Raw genomic sequence first — 17,465 nt, 5'->3', positions numbered from 1 at the left:
TAGGGGGCGGTGCTGGGCGTGGGACCCTGGGCGCGTGAGCGATCCGGACGCCCCCGCAGCGAGCCGCCGCGCAGGTGGCGGCCTCGTGCTCGCCGCCACCCCGATCGGCAACAGCGAGGACGCGTCACCCCGGCTGCGCCGGCTGCTGGCGGAGGCGGACGTGGTGGCCGCGGAGGACACCCGACGGACCCGCGACCTCGCCGCCCGGCTCGGCGTGCACATCGGGGGCCGGCTGGTCAGCCATCACGAGCACAACGAGCAGAGCCGCGCGGACGAGCTGCTCGAGGTGGTGGCGGGCGGCGGGACGGTGCTGATGGTCTCGGACGCCGGCATGCCGTCGGTGTCCGACCCCGGCTTCCGCCTGGTGAACGCCGCCGTCGCCGCCGGTCTACCGGTCACCGTCGCGCCCGGGCCGAGCGCGGTGCTGACGGCGCTGGCGCTGTCCGCGCTGCCGACCGACCGGTTCACGTTCGAGGGATTCCCGCCGCGCAAGCCGGGGGAGCGGACCCGGGCGCTGGCGGCGCTGGCCGACGAGCGCCGCACGATGGTCTTCTTCGAGGCGCCGCACCGCGTGGCCGAGGTGCTCGCCGCGATGGCGGAGGCGTTCGGTGCGGACCGGCCGGCCGCGGTGTGCCGCGAGCTGACCAAGACCTACGAGGAGGTGCGCCGGGACGAGCTCGGTGCGCTCGCGGCCTGGGCCGCGGAGGGTCAGGTGCGCGGCGAGGTCGTCGTGGTCGTCGGCGGGGCTCCGGTGCGCGCCGTGGCCACCACCGCGGAGCTGGTGGCCGAGGTGCTCGCCCGGTCCGACGCCGGGGAACGGCTCAAGGACGCCGTGTCCGACGTCGCGGCGGCGGCGGGTGTCGGTCGTCGCGACCTGTACGCCGCGGCCCTCGCGGCGCGGTCACGCTGAGCGACCCGGCTCACACCTGCACGCTCGGCACCAGCTCCGCGCCGGCCTGGGCCATCTCCGTCCGCGCCGCCGCACCGAGCTCGGCCGTGACCGGCACCGTCAGGTCGGTCAGCACGCGTGCCCTCAACCCGAGGTCCAGGGCGTCGAGCGTCGTCGCCCGCACGCAGTGCGACTCGGCGATGCCGACCACGTCGACGTCGGTGATGCGGGCGTCGCGCAGGATCTTCGCCAGTGTCCGCCCGTCCTCGTCGACCCCCTCGAAGCCCGAGTACGCGGCCGCGTAGGCGCCCTTGCGCACGCTCGCGTCGGGCTGCAGACCGGCCAGCGCCGGGTGCAGCTCCGCCTCCGCGGTGCCCGCGACGCCGTGGGGCGGCCAGGTGTCGACGAAGTCGGGGGTGTCCGAGAAGTGGTGCCTCGGCTTGATGTGCCAGTCCTGGGTGGTGACCACCAGCGCGTACCGGTCCCGGTGCGACGCCGCGAAGCGGGCGATGGCCTCGGCCGTCGCGTTGCCGCCGGCCACCGGGAGGGCGCCGCCCTCGCAGAACGTCGGCTGGACGTCGACCACCAGCAGCGCGCGTCGGGTCGTGGTGACGTCGGGATCGGGCACGGCGGGCCTCCTCGGGTGCTGGTCCGCTCCAGTAGACACCCGGCCGGTGCGCACCCGGCCTGCGAGACGGCAGGATGCGTCTCGTCGGGCACGCCAGCGCCGCCGCCACCCCGGCCGCGGCGCGCCGTGCCGGGGCGGAGGCTGCCATGGACACCCGCACGGAGCTCTCGGCACCGCGCACGGGACGCGGAGCCACCCTGCCGGCGGCCGTGCGCACCGCCGCGCAGCAGGCGCTGAGCGGGGCTGACCCCGCGCTGAGGCAGACGTTCGAGCTGCGCCTGGAACGCTGGTACCCGGACCTGGCGGCCGGTCTGGCGGAGGTCTACCCGGGCGCGCCGGGGGAGGAGCTGGCCGTCCGGCTGATCGCGATGGCGGCGACCGCGGCGGTGCAGCGGGACCCTGACCTGCGCCGTCGGGACGAGGCGCGCACGCTGCGCCCCGACTGGTTCCAGGACCCCGCCACGGTGGGGTACGCCTGCTACGCCGACCGCTTCGCCGGCGACCTGGCCGGCGTCCGGGACGGCATCGACTACCTCGCCGAGCTCGGGGTGACGTACCTGCACCTGATGCCCGTGCTGCGCCCCCGGGACGGTGACAACGACGGCGGCTACGCGGTGGCGGACTACCGCTCGCTGCGACCCGACCTCGGCACCATGGCGGACCTGCGCGCGCTCGCCGGAGCGCTGCACGAGCGGGGCATCAGCCTGGTGCTCGACCTGGTGCTCAACCACGTCGCCCGGGAGCACGAGTGGGCGGTGCGGGCCCGGGCCGGCGAGCAGCGCTACCGCGACTACTTCTACGTGTACGACGACCGGACGATGCCGGACGCCTACGAGCGCACGCTGCCGGAGGTGTTCCCCGACTTCGCCCCCGGCAGCTTCACGTGGGACGACGAGCTGTCGGCGTGGGTGTGGACGACGTTCAACACCTTCCAGTGGGACGTGAACTGGGCCAACCCTCAGGTGTTCGCCGAGTACGCCGACCTCGTGCTGTCCCTGGCGAACGAGGGTGTCGACGTGCTGCGGCTCGACGCCATCGCGTTCACCTGGAAGCGGCTGGGCACCTCGTGCCAGAACCAGCCGGAGGTGCACGCGCTGACCCAGGCACTGCGCGCCGTGGCCCGGATCGCCTGCCCGGCGGTCGTCTTCAAGGCCGAGGCGATCGTCGGGCCCGCCGACCTGGTGCACTACCTGGGCCGTGGCGCCCACCACGGCCGCGTGAGCGACCTGGCGTACCACAACGGCCTGATGGTGCAGGTGTGGTCGATGCTCGCAGCGCAGGACGTGCGCCTGGCCGCCCACGCGCTGCGCGTCCTGCCGCCGGTGCCGACCACCACCGCCTGGATCACCTACGTGCGCTGCCACGACGACATCGGCTGGGCGATCGACGACGCGGACGCGGCCGCCGTCGGCCTCTCCGGGTTCGCCCACCGGGCCTTCCTGTCCGACTGGTACTCGGGCCGGTTCTGGCAGTCACCGGCCCGCGGGCTGGTGTTCCAGGCGAACCCCGCCACCGGCGACCGCCGGATCAGCGGCACGGCGGCGAGCCTGGTCGGGCTGGAGGACGCGAGGGAGCGCGGGGACGCGCAGGCCGTCGACGCGGCCGTCGCGCGGCTGCTGCTCGCGCACGCCGTGGTGATGGGCTGGGGCGGCATCCCGGTGCTGTGGTCCGGTGACGAGCTGGGGCAGCCGAACGACCCCGCGTGGGACCTCGAACCGGGGCACGCCGACGACAACCGGTGGGCCGGGCGGCCGCGTCTGGATCCCGCCGCCCGCGCCCGGCGGCACCAGACGGGCGCCGTGGAGCAGCGCGTGTTCGAGGGGCTGGCGCACCTCGCGTCCGTCCGCGCCGCGCTGCCGCACCTGCACGCGTCGGTGCCGGCGCAGGTGCTCGAGCCGGACGACCCCGGCGTGCTGGCGGTGCTGCGCGAGCACCCCCTCGGGCCGCTGCTGGAGCTGGTGAACGTGACGACCAGCTGGCGCCCGTTCCCCGGACGGCGGCTCAAGGATCTGGGGCTCGACGGCGCTCCGGACGCGCTCACGGGCGACGTGGTGCACCCGCAGAGCGACGACAACGTGTGGCTGGCGCCGTTGCAGGTGCGGTGGGTGGTGCGGGCGTGAGGCACGTGCCGCGCTGCTAGCGTCCGACGCGTGCCAGCGGCGGAGCCAGATGCGGGTGCCGGCGCCCGCCGCGGAGCGGTCCCGGCGCTGTGGGCGGCGGGCTTCACGACGGCGTTCGGCGCCCACGGCATCGCGGCCGGCTTCGGCGCACAGGCGCAGCACCTCGGCCTCTCCTTCGTCTCGCTGGGCGTGCTGCTGGCCCTGTACGACGTGGCCGAGGTGGTGCTCAAACCCGTCTTCGGCACGTGGAGCGACCGGATCGGCGCGAAGCCGGTGATCGTCGGCGGCCTGGCCCTGTTCGCCGCTGCCTCGGCGCTCGGGTTCGTCTGGCACACCACGGCCGGCCTGGCGGTCGCCCGCCTGCTGCAGGGCGCTGCCGCGTCGGCGTTCTCCCCGGCGTCCTCCGCCGGGGTCGCACGCCTCGGTGGCTCCCGGTCGCTCGGTCGCGCGTTCGGCTCCTACGGGTCGTGGAAGGGCCTCGGCTACGCGTTGGGACCGGTGCTCGGCGCCGGACTGATCGCCGTCGGCGGGCTGCCGGCCCTCTTCCTGGCGCTGACCGCCCTGGCGGCGGCCGTGCTGGTCTGGGTGGCCGTCGCGCTGCCGGCCCTGCCGCCGACGCCGCGCCCGCGTTCCACGCTCCGGGACCTGGCGCACCAGCTGACCCGGCCGGGCTTCGTCCAGCCCACCGCGTCCCTCGCCGTCACCACCGGCACGCTGGGCGTCGCGGTCGGGTTCCTCCCGCTGGTCGGCAGGGAGATCGGCCTGTCGGCGGGCGTCGCGATGGTGGCCGTCACCGTGCTCGCCGTCGCCTCGTCGGTCAGCCAGCCGTGGGTCGGGCGGCGGCACGACGCCGGCCGGCTCGGGGAGCGGGTGGGCACCGTCGCCGGGCTGCTGACGATCGCCGCGGGCGTGCTGCTGCTGGCGTGGGTGCGGCACCCCGTGGCGCTGTTCGCCTCGGCGGCGCTGGTCGGCACCGGCATCGGCCTGGTGACGCCGCTCGCCTTCGCCCGACTCGCCGCCTCGGCTCCCGAGGGGTCGCTGGGTCGCACGCTGGGCTCGGCGGAGGTGGGACGCGAGCTGGGGGACGCCGGCGGTCCGCTGCTGGTCGGCGCGGTGGCGACGGCGGCGGGGCTGCCCGTGGCGCTCAGCACCCTCGCCGGGCTCGTGGCGCTGCAGTCGCTCGTCATGGGTCGGCGACACCGGGGCTGACCTGCTGCACCGGCTCCCGCCGAGCTGTGCCGCCCGATCGGCGGACACGACGGATATCGCCCGCACAAACCCTGATCAGGGCACCCTTCCCCCCACTAGCGTGGCGCCGTGTCCAACGACCACACCGCTCCCGGCGAGCAGGTTCCCACGTCCACGTCCCCCTACACGCCGCCGACCGGTGGTCAGCCGGCCTACGGCCAGCCCCCGGCCTACGGCCAGCCCCCGGCGTACGGCGAGCAGCCGGCCTACGGCCAGCAGCCGGCGTACGGCCAGGCGCCGGCCTACGCCGACCCGCGCTTCAGCCAGCCGGCCTACGGTCAGGCGACCTACGCGCCGACGGCCTACGGTGCGGGCTACCCGGCCACGTCCTCGAAGTCGTTCGTGGCGACCTGGCTGCTCTCGGCCCTGCTCGGCGGTCTCGGTGTCGACCGCTTCTACCTCGGCAAGATCGGCACGGGCATCCTCAAGCTGATCACCGGTGGCGGGTTCGGCGTCTGGGCGCTGGTCGACCTGATCATCACGCTCACCGGCAACCAGAAGGACGCTCAGGGGCTGCCGCTCCAGGGCTACGAAGAGAACAAGAAGATGGCGTGGATCGTCACGGTGGCCCTCTGGCTCGTCGGCATCGTGCTCAACTTCGCCGTCTTCCTCCCGCTGATGACTGCGTCGCTCCACAACCTCCCGACGAACGGCTGACTCGCCCGACCTCGTCCGACCCTTCTCTGAAGCGCCCCGGCGCCCGGCCCACCTGCGGCCAGACGCCGGGGCGTCGCACGTCGCCACCTAGGATCGTCGCCATGGCCCGCATCCTCTCGGCCGTCGCGTGGCCCTACGCGAACGGCCCCCGCCACATCGGACATGTCGCCGGGTTCGGCGTCCCCTCGGACGTCTACAGCCGCTACATGCGCATGGCGGGCCACGAGGTGCTGATGGTCTCCGGCACCGACGAGCACGGGACGCCGATCCTGGTGCAGGCCGAGCAGGAGGGCGTGACCCCGCAGGAGCTGGCGGACCGGTACAACCGCGTCATCGTCGAGGACCTGACGGCGCTCGGCCTGACGTACGACCTGTTCACCCGCACCACCACCCGCAACCACTACGCCGTGGTGCAGGAGATGTTCCGCACGGTGCACCGCAACGGCTACATGGTGGAGCGCACCACGCTGGGCGCCGTCTCCCCGAGCACGGGTCGCACGCTGCCGGACCGCTACATCGAGGGCACCTGCCCCATCTGCGGCTACGACGGTGCGCGCGGCGACCAGTGCGACAACTGCGGCAACCAGCTCGACGCGATCGACCTGATCAACCCGCACAGCCGCATCAACGGCGAGAAGCCGCAGTTCGTCGAGTCGAGCCACTTCTTCCTCGACCTGCCGGCGTTCGTCGACGCGCTGGGGGACTGGCTGCGCACGCGCACCGAGTGGCGTCCCAACGTCCTGAAGTTCTCCCTCAACCTGCTCGACGACGTGCGGCCGCGCGCCATGACGCGGGACATCGACTGGGGCATCCCGGTGCCGCTGCCGGGCTGGGAGGAGAACCCGAACAAGCGGCTGTACGTGTGGTTCGACGCGGTGATCGGGTACCTGTCCGCCTCGATCGAGTGGGCGCGCCGCACGGGCGACCCGGAGGCGTGGCGCGGCTGGTGGACCGACCCGGCGGCCCAGTCGGCCTACTTCATGGGCAAGGACAACATCACCTTCCACTCGCAGATCTGGCCGGCGGAGCTGCTCGGCTACGCCGGGAAGGGCTCGCGCGGCGGGACGCCGGGCGTGTACGGCGACCTGGAGCTGCCCACCGAGGTGGTGTCCAGCGAGTACCTGAACGTCGACGGGCAGCAGTTCTCCAGCTCGCGCGGCGTGGTGATCTACGTGCGCGACATGCTGTCCCGCTACCAGCCGGACGCGCTGCGGTACTACCTGTCGATCGCCGGCCCGGAGACGCAGGACGTCGACTTCACGTGGGCCGAGTTCAAGCGGCGGACCAACGACGAGCTGGTCGCCGGCTGGGGCAACCTGGTGAACCGCACGGCGAGCATGGTGAACAAGAGCTTCGGGGCGATCCCGACGCCGGGGGCGCTGCAGCCGGTCGACCAGGCGCTGCTGGCGCAGACGAGCGAGGCGTTCGGCCGCATCGGCGAGCTGATCGCGACGCACCGGCACCGTGCGGCGCTGGGGGAGACGATGCGGGTGGTCCAGGAGGCCAACCGCTACGTCTCGGAGACCGAGCCGTGGAAGCTGAAGACGGACCCCGAGCGGCTGGCCACGGTGCTGCACACCACCACGCAGGCGGTCACCGACCTGAACACCCTCCTGTCGCCGTTCCTGCCGTTCTCGGCGCAGGCGGTGCACGAGACGTTCGGCGGGACCGGCACGGTGGCCCCGCAGCCGCGGATCGACGAGGTGACCGACCTGGACGACGAGTCGCGGCAGTACCCGGTGATCACGGGCGACTACCGGCTCGGCGAGACGCTCGCGGCCTGGCAGTCCCGCCCGGTGGTGCCGGGCACGCCCGTCGGCAAGCCGACGCCGGTGTTCACCAAGCTCGACGACTCGATCGTCGAGGAGGAGATCGCCCGCGCCCAGCGCGGCGCCTGATGGGTCGCAACCGGAACCGGGACCGCGGCTGGCCGCCGGTGCCGGAGCCGCTGGCCGTGCCGGTCGTGGACAACCACACGCACCTGGAGTCGGTGCTCCAGGTGCGCGCCGACAGCTGGGACCGGCCGCCCGAGCAGCGGCCTGACGAGCAGCACGGGCACCAGCACGCCCACGAGCCCCGGCCCGAGCACGCCCACGAGCACCATCACCCGGCCGAGCCGGTGGTCCCCGACCTCCACGCACACCTCGAGCGCGCGGCGGCCGTCGGCGTGACCCGCATGGTGCAGGTGGGCTGCGACCTCGACGCCGTCGCCTGGACCGACGACGTGGTGCGTGCCGAGGCCCGGCTGCTCGGCGCGGTGGCGATCCACCCGAACGAGGCGGTGCTCCACGCCGGCGTCCGCGAGGTGGCGCCGGACGGTCTCGACCCGGACCCGCAGGCGCGGCACGACGTCCCTCTCGACGAGGCCCTGGCGACCGTGGCGCGCATCGCCCACGACAACCCTCGGGTGCGCGCGATCGGCGAGACGGGGCTGGACTTCTTCCGCGCCGGACCGGCCGGGCGGGAGGTCCAGGTGCAGGCGTTCCGCGCCCACGTCGCGCTGGCCAAGGAGCTCGGCCTGGCCCTGCAGATCCACGACCGGGACGCGCACGACGCGGTGGTGGACGTCCTGCTGCGGGACGGCGCACCGGAGCGCACGGTGTTCCACTGCTTCTCGGGCGATGCCGCGCTGGCCCGGCTCGCCGTCGAGCACGGCTGGTACTGCTCCTTCGCCGGACCGGTCTCGTTCCCCGCCAACGAGGAGCTGCGGGCTGCGGCGCGCGAGGTGCCGACCAGCCTGATGCTGGTCGAGACGGATGCGCCGTACCTCACGGTGCAGCCGTACCGCGGGCGCCCCAACGCGCCCTACCTGCTGCCGGGAACCGTCCGTGCGCTGGCCACGGCCACGGGCAGGGACCTCGGTCCGTTGTGCGCCGGGTTGGCCGCGACGGCGGAGGCCGTCTACGGCTCGTGGTGACGCGGGCGGGGTTTCGAATCACGTCACGGATCGGTTACGGTCGGACGCGTGTCCGGCTCGGTCGGCGCTCCAGGTGGGCGTCGCGGGTGCCGATGACATCCAGACGAAGCCGAGCCTGGGCGCGGTGCTGCGGCACCGCGCTCGCCCGGTCCGCCCGACGTAAGGACACCGTGTGAGTCACCCCGGCGAGGACCGCGCGACAGCGCGCGGGGCCGCCGGACGGCTGCCACGGCTCGCGGCGCAGGGCCTGGTCCTCGCGCTCGTCGCCGGTGCGACCTCCGCCTTCGCCGTGCTGCACAAGCAGGTGACGGTCGACGTGGACGGGACCTCGACCCAGGTGCAGGCGTTCGGCCGCACGGTGGGCGACATCCTCGGCGCGCAGCACGTGACGGTCGGCGAGAAGGACCTGGTGGCGCCGGCGCTCGACGAGCCCGTGGCGCAGGGCGCCCAGATCGTGGTGCGGCACGGGCACCCGCTCGACCTCGAGATCGACGGCCAGGAGCAGCAGGTGTGGACCACCGCGCTCACCGTCGGCGAGGCCGTGGACGCGATGGGTCTGCACGAGGGCGTGCGGCTGTCCGCGTCCCGGTCGTCGACCCTGGGCCGCGAGCCGCTGCGGGTGTCCACCCAGAAGACCATCCACCTGGCGGTCGACGGTCAGGTGATCGACGGCGTCACCACCGCCGGCACGGTCCGCGACGCGCTCAAGGACATCGGCCTGGTGCTGAACGAGGGCGACCAGCTCTCGGTGCCGCTGGACGCCGCCGCGGTGGACGGGCTCGTGGTGATGGTGAACCGCGCCGCGAGCGCCGGTCAGACGGTCGTCGAGGCGGTGCCGTTCGACGAGCAGGACGTGCAGGACCCCACGCTGGTGACCGGGACCCGCAAGGTGCAGACCGCAGGACGTGCCGGGGTGCGCACCACGACGTACCAGGTGGACGTCGTCGGCGGCGTCGTCGTCTCCCGCACGCCGCTCGCCTCCGTCGTGACGACGGAGCCGGTGACCCAGGTGGTCCGGGTCGGCACCATGCAGCTGCCCAGCAGCTCGGCGGTCGCCGTCGACCCGGGCAGCGCGCAGGCCATCGGCCAGCAGCTCGCGGCCGCCCGCGGCTGGGGCGCGGACCAGTTCGCCTGCCTGCTCCCGCTGTGGAACCGCGAGAGCCACTGGAACGTGTCGGCGCAGAACAGCGGATCCGGCGCCTACGGCATCCCGCAGGCCCTGCCCGGCTCCAAGATGGCGAGCGCGGGCGCCGACTGGCAGACCAACCCGGCGACCCAGATCACCTGGGGGCTGGACTACATCGCGGGGCGGTACGGCACCCCCTGCGCGGCCTACTCGCACAGCCTGTCCACCGGCTGGTACTGAGTCGGCTGGTGCGCAGTCCTGGCACCGGACCGGACCCGACGGCACGGTCCGACCGGCCCGCGACGAGCCTCCTGGTCGCGCGTCCAAGAACGTGACCTGAGGCACATCCGCCCCTGCAGGGCTTGGCAGATCCGTCACGCTTCGGTTACGGTCACGTGTCGCGCTTGCGAGACAGAACCCGATGTGCTGGGTCTCGCGGCGCGATCGGAGGCTCCTGACGGGGCCGCCGTGACGGCCGGATCGGAGTCCGGGACCGACGCAGGGCCCCGCGGGGCCCGCAGCAGTGCCCCGCCGCGAGGCGAGCCTGCCTGCACGTCGTCGGGCGCCCTCACGGGCGCACCCCGCACCCGTGCCCGGGCACCTCGACGTCTGGAGCGACGTGCAGTTCTCGACCCTCACCCCCGGTCCGTCCGCGGACTCCCCGCTGGCCGCAGCCCACGCAGCAGACCCGAAGGACCGGAGGTGGTGGCGTCGTGCGCGCACCGTCCCCGTGGTCGCAGCGACGGTCGGTCTCGTGGTCCTCGGCGGAGGTGGCACGGCCTACGCCTCGGCGCACAAGTCCGTGACCCTCGACGTCGACGGCAACGTCCAGAAGGTGTCCACGTTCGCCGGATCCGTGCAGGGTCTCCTCGCGGCGCGTCACGTCACGGTCGGCGACCGGGACCTCGTGTCCGCGACCGGCGCCCTCGGCGACGGCCAGCAGGTGGTCGTCCGGCACGCGCACCAGATCACCGTCTCGGAGAACGGCACCCAGCAGACGGTGTGGACCACCGCGCTGACCGCCGACGAGGCGCTGGCCGACCTCAGCGCGCGCGGCGCCGTGATCAGCCTGGTGGCGTCGCGCTCGCAGGAGGGCGGCCGTCCCGAGCTGCCGCTGGACCTGACGCTGCACGGCCCTGCCGACGTGGTGGTCGACGGTACGACCAGGCCGGTGCAGGACGCCTCGATCTCCGTGGGCGACGCGCTCACGCAGCTCGGCGTCACCCTGAACCCGCTCGACACGGTGGAGGTCAAGCGGACCGACGCCGGTCGCGTGCAGGTGGTGGTGCACCGGGTGGTCGTGCAGGACGTGACCACGACGAGCGAGGAGCCGTTCACCTCGAGCACGGTGGACGACCCGACGCAGTACACCGGCAAGCGGACGGTCACCACGGCCGGCGTGGTCGGGGTGCGGACGATCGTCGACCGCGTGACCACCGTCGACGGTGTGGAGACGGCGCGGGAGCACGTCTCGAACGACGTGACCACCGCCCCGGTGAACGAGGTCGTGGCGGTCGGCACCAAGGCGAAGCCCGTCGCGGCCCCGAAGCCCGCGCCCGCCGCGCCGGCGTCGGCCCCGGCTGCGGCCAGCGCCACGTCCGGCTCGCTGAACTGGGCCGCGCTGGCGCAGTGCGAGTCCGGCGGTCGCGTCGACGCCGTGTCGTCGAACGGCCTGTACTACGGGCTGTACCAGTTCTCGGTGTCGACGTGGCAGGCGATGGGCGGCTCCGGCCTCCCGTCCCAGGCGTCGGCGGCCGAGCAGACGGCGCGCGCCCAGGCGCTGTACGACCGGTCCGGTGCCGGTCAGTGGCCCGTCTGCGGCAAGAACCTGTTCAGCTGACGGTTGACCACGACGCCCGGGGTGCCACGCGCGCCCCGGGCGTCGTCGTGCCTGCTGTCGGCGGCTGGTTAGGCTCGCAGCCGTGCACACCGGCCCCCTGCTCGGACCAGCGGAGATCCGTGAGCTGGCGGACCAGGCCGGTGTGCGTCCCACCAAGACGCTGGGACAGAACTTCGTCCTCGACGGCGGCACCGTCCGCAAGATCGTGCGCCAGGCCGACGTGGTCGCCGGTGAGCGGGTGGTCGAGGTGGGTCCCGGCCTCGGCTCGCTGACCCTCGGGCTGCTCGAGGCGGGTGCCGACGTGGTCGCCGTCGAGATTGACCCCGTCCTGGCGCGGCTCCTGCCGAGCACCGTCGCGCGGCACGTGCCGGGGCTGAGCCTCGTGGAGCCCGAGCCCGAGCCAGACCCGGAGCCGGTGGCGGAGCGGGGGCCGGCCGCGGACGGGGACGCGCCCGTCACCGTCCTGCGCGACGCCGCCGGCCGCGACCGGCTCACGGTCGTCACCGCGGACGCCCTGCGGGTGGAGCAGCTGCCGGGTCCGGCACCGACCGCCCTGGTCGCCAACCTGCCGTACAACGTGTCGGTGCCCGTGCTGCTGACGTTCCTGGAACGGTTCGACAGCCTGCAGCGGGCGCTGGTGATGGTGCAGGCGGAGGTGGCCGACAGGCTGGCGGCGCCGCCGGGGAGCCGCACGTACGGCGTCCCGTCGGCCAAGGTCGCCTGGTATGCGACCGCCCGGCGCACCGCCACGGTCGGCCGCGCCGTGTTCTGGCCGGTGCCCAACGTCGACTCGGCACTGGTCCGCCTCGACCGCCGTGGCGCCCCGCCGGCCGCCGTCGACCGCTCCGCCGTCTTCACCGTGGTCGACGCCGCCTTCGCCCAGCGCCGCAAGATGCTGCGGTCCGCCCTCGCCGGCCTCGCGGGCTCGTCGTCCGCCGCCGAGGTGGTGCTGACGGCCGCCGGGGTGGCGCCGACGGCGCGCGGCGAGGACGTCGACATCGCCGGGTTCGCTCGGATCGCCGCCCGGCTCGTCGAGGCAGCACCCGACGGACCTGGCACAGTGGGCACGTGACCTTGACCCCCGTGGACCCGCTGCCCTCGCGGGAGGTCCGGGTCCGGGCGCCGGGGAAGGTCAACCTCTCGCTCCGCGTCGGACCACGGGACCACACCGGCTACCACCCGCTCGTCACGGTGTTCCAGGCGGTCTCCGTGTACGAGGAGGTCGTCGCCGTCCCGGCGGACGGCATGGTGATCACGGCGTCGGGGCTGCAGGCCGAGGCGGTCCCGACGGACGGCTCGAACCTCGCGGCGAAGGCGGCCCGGCTGCTCGCCGAGCGGGTCGGCGTGACCGACGGGGTGCACCTGCACCTGGTCAAGGGCGTGCCGGTGGCCGGCGGCATGGCGGGCGGCTCGGCCGATGCGGCCGCCGCCCTGGTGGCGTGCGACGCCCTGTGGGGCACCGGTCTGAGTCGCGACGAGCTGCTGGACCTCGCGGCCCAGCTCGGCTCCGACGTGCCGTTCGTGCTGACCGGCCACACCGCCGTCGGCTCCGGTCGCGGCCACCTGCTCACGCCGGCGATGAGCCGCGGGGAGTTCCACTGGGCGTTCGCCGTCCGCGACCGCGGCCTGTCGACGCCCGAGGTGTTCGCGGCGTTCGACGAGCTCAACCGCGGCGTGCCGCACGCCGCGGACGCCGCGGCGGACGTGCCGCTGATGCAGGCGCTGCGGGCGGGCGACCCCTCGGCGCTCGGCGCCGCGCTGCACAACGACCTCGAGCCGGCGGCGCTGGAGCTCGCGCCGGACCTGGCGGAGCCGCTCGCGGTGGCGCAGGACGCCGGTGCGCTGGGTGTCGTGGTGTCCGGCTCCGGCCCGACGGTGGCGGCGCTGGCCCGCAGCCGGCAGCACGCGCTGGTGATCGCGGCGGCGTTCACGGCCGCCGGTGTGGCCGACCGGGTGCTGACGGCGATGGGCCCCGTGCCGGGCGCCCGGGTGGTCGGCTCCGAGTAGGCGGCTCCGAGCAGGCGGTTCGAAGGACCGGCGCCGGGGGTCGGCGCCGGTCCTTCGATGCCACCCGCTCGGTCAGAGGCTGGCGGCCGCCACCGGCTGCGCCACCGGGGCATGGGCCTCGGCCGTGGGCTCGTCCCAGGCGCCACCCTCCAGCTCGCTGCCGGAGGAGAACGCGGCCTCGTCGAACGGGTCCCGACCGCTGAGCACCCGCTCGGCCTGCACCCTGTCGAACTCACCCGTCCAGCTGCCGACGACGACCGTCGCGACCGCGTTGCCGGCGAAGTTGGTCACCGCACGGGCCTCGCTCATGAACCGGTCGATGCCGACGATCATGCCGACGCCGTCGACCAGGTCCGGCCGGTAGGACTGCAACCCACCGGCGAGCGTGGCCAGGCCCGCGCCGGAGACGCCCGCGGCTCCCTTGGACGCGATGATCATGAACACCAGGAGCGAGATCTGCTCGCCCAGGGCGAACGGCTTGTGCAGTGCCTCCGCGACGAAGAGCGAGGCCATCGTCAGGTAGATCGCCGTGCCGTCCAGGTTGAAGGAGTAGCCGGTCGGCACCACGACGCCGACCACGGGGCGGGAGACGCCGAGGTGCTCCATCTTGCCGATCAGCCGCGGCAGCGCGCTCTCCGAGGAGGACGTGGAGACGATGATGAGGAACTCCCGGCCGAGGTACTTCAGCAGCCGCAGGATCGAGACGCCGGCGACGACGCGCAGGATCGTGCCGAGCACGATCACCACGAACAGCGCGCAGGTCACGTAGAAGCCGAGCATGACCTTGCCGAGGCTGACCAGGGCGTTGACGCCGGTGGCACCGACAACGGCGGCGATCGCGCCGAACGCACCGACCGGCGCGACCCACATGATCATCGCCAGCACCTTGAAGACGACCTTCTGGATGCTGCTGAAGGCGTGCAGCACCGGCACGCCCCGCGCGCCCATCGACTGCACGGCGAAGCCCACGAGCAGCGCCACGACGAGCGTCTGCAGCACCTGGCCCTCGGTCAGCGCCGAGATCAGCGTCTTGGGGATCAGGCCGAGCAGGAACTGGGTGGTGCTCTCACCCCCGGCGCCCGCCTGGGCCTGTCCCGCCTTGGCGACCGCGGGCGTCAGGTTGAGCCCGGCACCGGGCTTGACCAGGTTGCCCACGACGAGCCCGATCGCCAGGGCGAAGGTCGACATCACCAGGAAGTAGCCGAGCGCGAGGCCGCCGACCTTGCCGACGCTGGCGGCCTTCCGGACCGAGCCGATGCCCGTGACGATCGTGACGAAGATGATCGGGGTGATCATCATCTTGATCAGGCTGACGAAACCGGTGCCGAGCGGCTGCAGCTTGACCGCGAACCCGTCCTTGCCCGGGAACGCGAAGCCGACGGCGATGCCGAGCGCCACCGCGACGATCACGGCGAGGTAGAGGACGTGCGTCTTGTCGCGGGGCCGGCGCGAACCGGAGCTGGTCGGGTCGGGCGCCGGTCGCGACGCTGCGACTGAGCTGGTCATCATGAACCTCCGGGGCTGGGGTCTGGTGCCCCGAGGCTCGTACGGATGGTGACCTGGGTCACGATTGCGTTCATTGCGTCTACGGCTGGCGCTGCGCACGTGACGCACACTTTGGGCATGCGACGGCGCATGGACCCTCGGCGGTGGAGCCTGGCGTGGCAGGTGTTCACGCTGCAGCTGGTGGTCGTGGCGGTTGTGCTGCTCGCTGGCGGCGCGGCGGCCTACCTGCAGGCCCGGCAGAGCAGCCAGGAGTCCACCCGGAGCCGCGTGCTCGCCGTCGCCCGGGCCGTCGCGGCGACTCCCGAGGTGCGGGCTGCGCTGGCGACCCCCGACCCGTCGACGGTGCTGCAACCGCTCGCCGAGCAGGTCCGGCGCGACACCGCGACGGACTTCGTCGTGGTGATGGGGACGGACCGGACGCGCTACTCGCACCCGAACCCCAGCCTGATCGGCCAGCCGTTCATCGGCCACATCGACGCCGCGCTCGCCGGCGGCGTCGTCCTGGAGACCTACACCGGCACGCTGGGGCCCTCGGAGCGTGCCGTCGTCCCGGTCAGGTCGGACACCGGCACCGTGGTCGGGCTCGTCTCCGTCGGCGTCAGCCGGGGCACGGTCTCGCGGGCCCTCGCGCAGCAGGTGCCCCGGCTGCTGGGCGCCGGTGCCGTGGCGCTGAGCCTCGCGGCGTTCGGCGCCGTGCTGGTGGCGCGCCGGCTCCGTCGTCAGACCCACGGCCTCGGGCCCGCCGAGCTCGGTCGGATGTACGAGTTCTACGACGCCGTGCTGCACGCGGTGCGCGAGGGGCTCGTCCTGCTCGACCCGCACGGCCGCCTCGTCCTCGCGAACGACGAGGCGCGCCGGCTCCTCGACCTCGGCCCCGACTGGGAGGGCCGCCGCCTCGACGAGCTCGGGCTGCCCGCGCCGATGGCGGCCTCGCTGACGGGTGCCAGCACCGTCGAGGACGCGATCCAGCTGACCGCCAACCGGGTCCTCGTCGTCAACCGCGCGCCGGCCCGCTGGAAGGGCCGTGAGCTCGGTGCCGTGATCACCCTGCGCGACCACACCGACCTGCAGGCGCTGACCGGCGAGCTGAACTCGGCACGGGGGCTGGCGGAGGCGCTGCGCTCGCAGGCGCACGAGGCGGCGAACCGTCTGCACAGCGTGATCAGCCTGATCGAGCTGGGACGCACCGACCAGGCGCTCGACTTCGCCACGGTGGAGCTCGCCGCGGCGCAGCGGCTGACCGACCTGGTCGTCGGCGCCGTCGGCGAGCCCGTCCTGGCCGCCCTGCTGCTCGGCAAGGCGGCCGAGGCCAACGAGCGCGGTGTCGAGCTCGAGGTGGACGCCGCGACCTCGGTGCCGGAAGGCCTGCTCCCGGCCCGTGACGTGGTCACGGTGGTCGGCAACCTGCTGGACAACGCGATCGATGCGGCGGCCTCGGCGCCCGGCCCGCGCCGGGTGCGGTTCAGCGGCTGGGTGGAGGACGCGCGGACCGAGGGGGGCATCGAGAGCGTCGTGGTGCTGCAGGTCGGCGACACCGGTCCGGGGCTCAGCGACGAGACGGCGGCCCGCGCGTTCACCCGCGGCTGGTCCACCAAGACGGACCAGCGGCTCGCGGGCCACGGGCTGGGCCTCGCCCTCGTCGGCCAGACGGCCCGCCGGAACAACGGCACGGTCGAGGTCCGCGGCACCGGCGAGCCGCCGTACCCCGGTGCCGTGTTCACCGTCCGGCTGCCCGTCGCCGTCGAGGTGGCGCGATGACCGACATCGGCGTGCTGATCGTGGAGGACGAGCCCGTCGCAGCCGAGGCGCACCGGACCTACGTCGAACGCGTGCCCGGCTTCGTGGTCCGCGGCCTCGCGCACGACGGCGCCGCGGCGCTGCGGCTGCTGGCGTCCGCCGGCTCCGCTATCGACCTGGTGCTGCTGGACCTGCACCTGCCGCCGGGCCTGGACGGCCTCGACGTGGTGCGGGCGATGCGGAGCGCAGGCCATCGCGCGGACGTCATCGCGGTCACCTCGGCCCGGGACCTGGAGGTGGTGCGCGCGGCCGTGTCGCAGGGCGTCGTGCAGTACCTGCTGAAGCCGTTCACGTTCGCGGCGCTGCGGGACAAGCTCGAGCGCTACGCGGCGTACCGCGGCCGCCTGGTCGGCGACGTCGCGAGCGGGCAGCACGAGGTCGACGGGATCATCGCCACCCTGCGTGGGCACGACCCGTCGAGCCTGCCCAAGGGGATGAGCCGCGAGTCCCTCGACGCCGTGGTCGGGGTGCTGCGGTCGGCCGCCGAGGCCCGCTCCTCCGCCGAGGTCGCCGGACAGGTCGGTGCGTCCCGCGTCACCGCGCGGCGCTACCTCGAGCACCTCGCCGACACGGGTCTGGTGGTGCGGCGTTCGCGGTACGGCAGTGCCGGGCGCCCGGAGGTCGAGTACCGCTGGGTGGGCGGCGCCTGAGCGCCGCGGGCCGGTCCAGTCCGGTCCGGGTCGGATCGGCCGGATCGGTCGGGGCGCGACGCCCGGGTACCGTGGCGCCC

The 17,465-nt window shown here is 74.1% G+C and carries 14 protein-coding genes; 12 read left to right on the top strand and 2 right to left on the bottom strand.

All coding sequences use genetic code 11. The features are described from left to right. Positions 1–34: 34 nt before the first annotated feature. Entirely contained in the window at positions 35–910 is an 876-nt protein-coding gene (gene rsmI / locus N0B34_RS13035; RefSeq protein WP_263731824.1) for a 16S rRNA (cytidine(1402)-2'-O)-methyltransferase, read from the top strand. Between the two features lie 10 nt (positions 911–920). Here the strand turns inward: rsmI and N0B34_RS13030 are convergent, their stop codons facing one another. Then, positions 921–1,517 (bottom strand): isochorismatase family protein, encoded by a 597-nt coding sequence (locus N0B34_RS13030; RefSeq protein ID WP_263731823.1) that lies wholly within the window; start codon positions 1,515–1,517, stop codon positions 921–923. A 146-nt stretch (positions 1,518–1,663) separates the two neighbouring features. On the opposite strand from N0B34_RS13030, the gene N0B34_RS13025 reads away from it, so the two are divergent. The 9 genes from N0B34_RS13025 (at position 1,664) to N0B34_RS12985 (ending at position 13,432) form a co-directional block, all read left to right on the top strand. Further along, the gene (locus N0B34_RS13025) at positions 1,664–3,637 is read left to right on the top strand and encodes an alpha-amylase family protein (protein ID WP_263731822.1); all 1,974 of its coding nucleotides are present in this window, start codon (positions 1,664–1,666) and stop codon (positions 3,635–3,637) included. A 30-nt stretch (positions 3,638–3,667) separates the two neighbouring features. After that, the gene (locus tag N0B34_RS13020; RefSeq protein WP_263731821.1) at positions 3,668–4,846 is read left to right on the top strand and encodes an MFS transporter; all 1,179 of its coding nucleotides are present in this window, start codon (positions 3,668–3,670) and stop codon (positions 4,844–4,846) included. A gap of 108 nt (positions 4,847–4,954) precedes the next feature. Then, a complete protein-coding gene (locus N0B34_RS13015) occupies positions 4,955–5,542 on the top strand; it encodes a TM2 domain-containing protein (protein WP_263731820.1) in 588 nt (195 codons plus the stop codon). A 101-nt stretch (positions 5,543–5,643) separates the two neighbouring features. Next, positions 5,644–7,440, top strand: coding sequence for a methionine--tRNA ligase (gene metG / locus N0B34_RS13010; protein ID WP_263731819.1), 1,797 nt, complete (start codon positions 5,644–5,646; stop codon positions 7,438–7,440). Beyond that, positions 7,440–8,459, top strand: coding sequence for a TatD family hydrolase (locus N0B34_RS13005; protein ID WP_263731818.1), 1,020 nt, complete (start codon positions 7,440–7,442; stop codon positions 8,457–8,459). The genes metG and N0B34_RS13005 overlap by 1 nt, the downstream gene beginning before the upstream one ends. A gap of 172 nt (positions 8,460–8,631) precedes the next feature. Next, on the top strand, positions 8,632–9,825 hold the full coding sequence (locus tag N0B34_RS13000; protein WP_263731817.1) for a ubiquitin-like domain-containing protein: 1,194 nt from the start codon (positions 8,632–8,634) through the stop codon (positions 9,823–9,825). Between the two features lie 349 nt (positions 9,826–10,174). Next, a complete protein-coding gene (locus N0B34_RS12995; protein WP_263731816.1) occupies positions 10,175–11,425 on the top strand; it encodes a resuscitation-promoting factor in 1,251 nt (416 codons plus the stop codon). An 82-nt stretch (positions 11,426–11,507) separates the two neighbouring features. Continuing rightward, positions 11,508–12,497, top strand: a complete 990-nt coding sequence (locus N0B34_RS12990) for a ribosomal RNA small subunit methyltransferase A (RefSeq protein ID WP_263731815.1) — start codon at positions 11,508–11,510, stop codon at positions 12,495–12,497. Beyond that, positions 12,494–13,432, top strand: a complete 939-nt coding sequence (locus tag N0B34_RS12985) for a 4-(cytidine 5'-diphospho)-2-C-methyl-D-erythritol kinase (protein ID WP_263731814.1) — start codon at positions 12,494–12,496, stop codon at positions 13,430–13,432. The genes N0B34_RS12990 and N0B34_RS12985 overlap by 4 nt, the downstream gene beginning before the upstream one ends. 72 nt (positions 13,433–13,504) lie before the next feature. On the opposite strand, the gene N0B34_RS12980 is transcribed toward N0B34_RS12985, so the two are convergent. Next, positions 13,505–14,938 carry a cation:dicarboxylate symporter family transporter gene (locus N0B34_RS12980; protein ID WP_263731813.1) on the bottom strand — a complete coding sequence of 478 codons (1,434 nt, stop codon included), beginning with the start codon at positions 14,936–14,938 and terminating at the stop codon, positions 13,505–13,507. Between the two features lie 117 nt (positions 14,939–15,055). Between N0B34_RS12980 and N0B34_RS12975 the strand changes: the two genes are divergently transcribed. Together N0B34_RS12975 and N0B34_RS12970 are read left to right on the top strand one after the other, a co-directional pair. Next, entirely contained in the window at positions 15,056–16,696 is a 1,641-nt protein-coding gene (locus N0B34_RS12975) for a sensor histidine kinase (RefSeq protein ID WP_263731812.1), read from the top strand. After that, positions 16,693–17,385 carry a response regulator gene (locus tag N0B34_RS12970; protein ID WP_263731811.1) on the top strand — a complete coding sequence of 231 codons (693 nt, stop codon included), beginning with the start codon at positions 16,693–16,695 and terminating at the stop codon, positions 17,383–17,385. Before N0B34_RS12975 ends, N0B34_RS12970 begins: the two co-directional genes overlap by 4 nt. Positions 17,386–17,465 lie beyond the last annotated feature (80 nt).

It is taken from the genome of Cellulomonas sp. SG140, assembly GCF_025770785.1.
In the GTDB taxonomy this organism is placed as follows: Bacteria; Actinomycetota; Actinomycetes; order Actinomycetales; family Cellulomonadaceae; genus Cellulomonas.
This window is presented reverse-complemented; position numbering and strand designations above follow the sequence as displayed.

Excerpts from the sequence above, each read along its gene's own strand:
- N0B34_RS13025 (WP_263731822.1), top strand. The coding sequence starts at position 1,664 with ATGGACACCCGCACGGAGCTCTCGGCACCGCGCACGGGACGCGGAGCC.
- metG (WP_263731819.1), top strand. The coding sequence starts at position 5,644 with ATGGCCCGCATCCTCTCGGCCGTCGCGTGGCCCTACGCGAACGGCCCC.
- N0B34_RS13005 (WP_263731818.1), top strand. The coding sequence starts at position 7,440 with ATGGGTCGCAACCGGAACCGGGACCGCGGCTGGCCGCCGGTGCCGGAG.
- N0B34_RS12980 (WP_263731813.1), bottom strand. The coding sequence starts at position 14,938 with ATGACCAGCTCAGTCGCAGCGTCGCGACCGGCGCCCGACCCGACCAGC.
- N0B34_RS12975 (WP_263731812.1), top strand. The coding sequence starts at position 15,056 with ATGCGACGGCGCATGGACCCTCGGCGGTGGAGCCTGGCGTGGCAGGTG.
- N0B34_RS12970 (WP_263731811.1), top strand. The coding sequence starts at position 16,693 with ATGACCGACATCGGCGTGCTGATCGTGGAGGACGAGCCCGTCGCAGCC.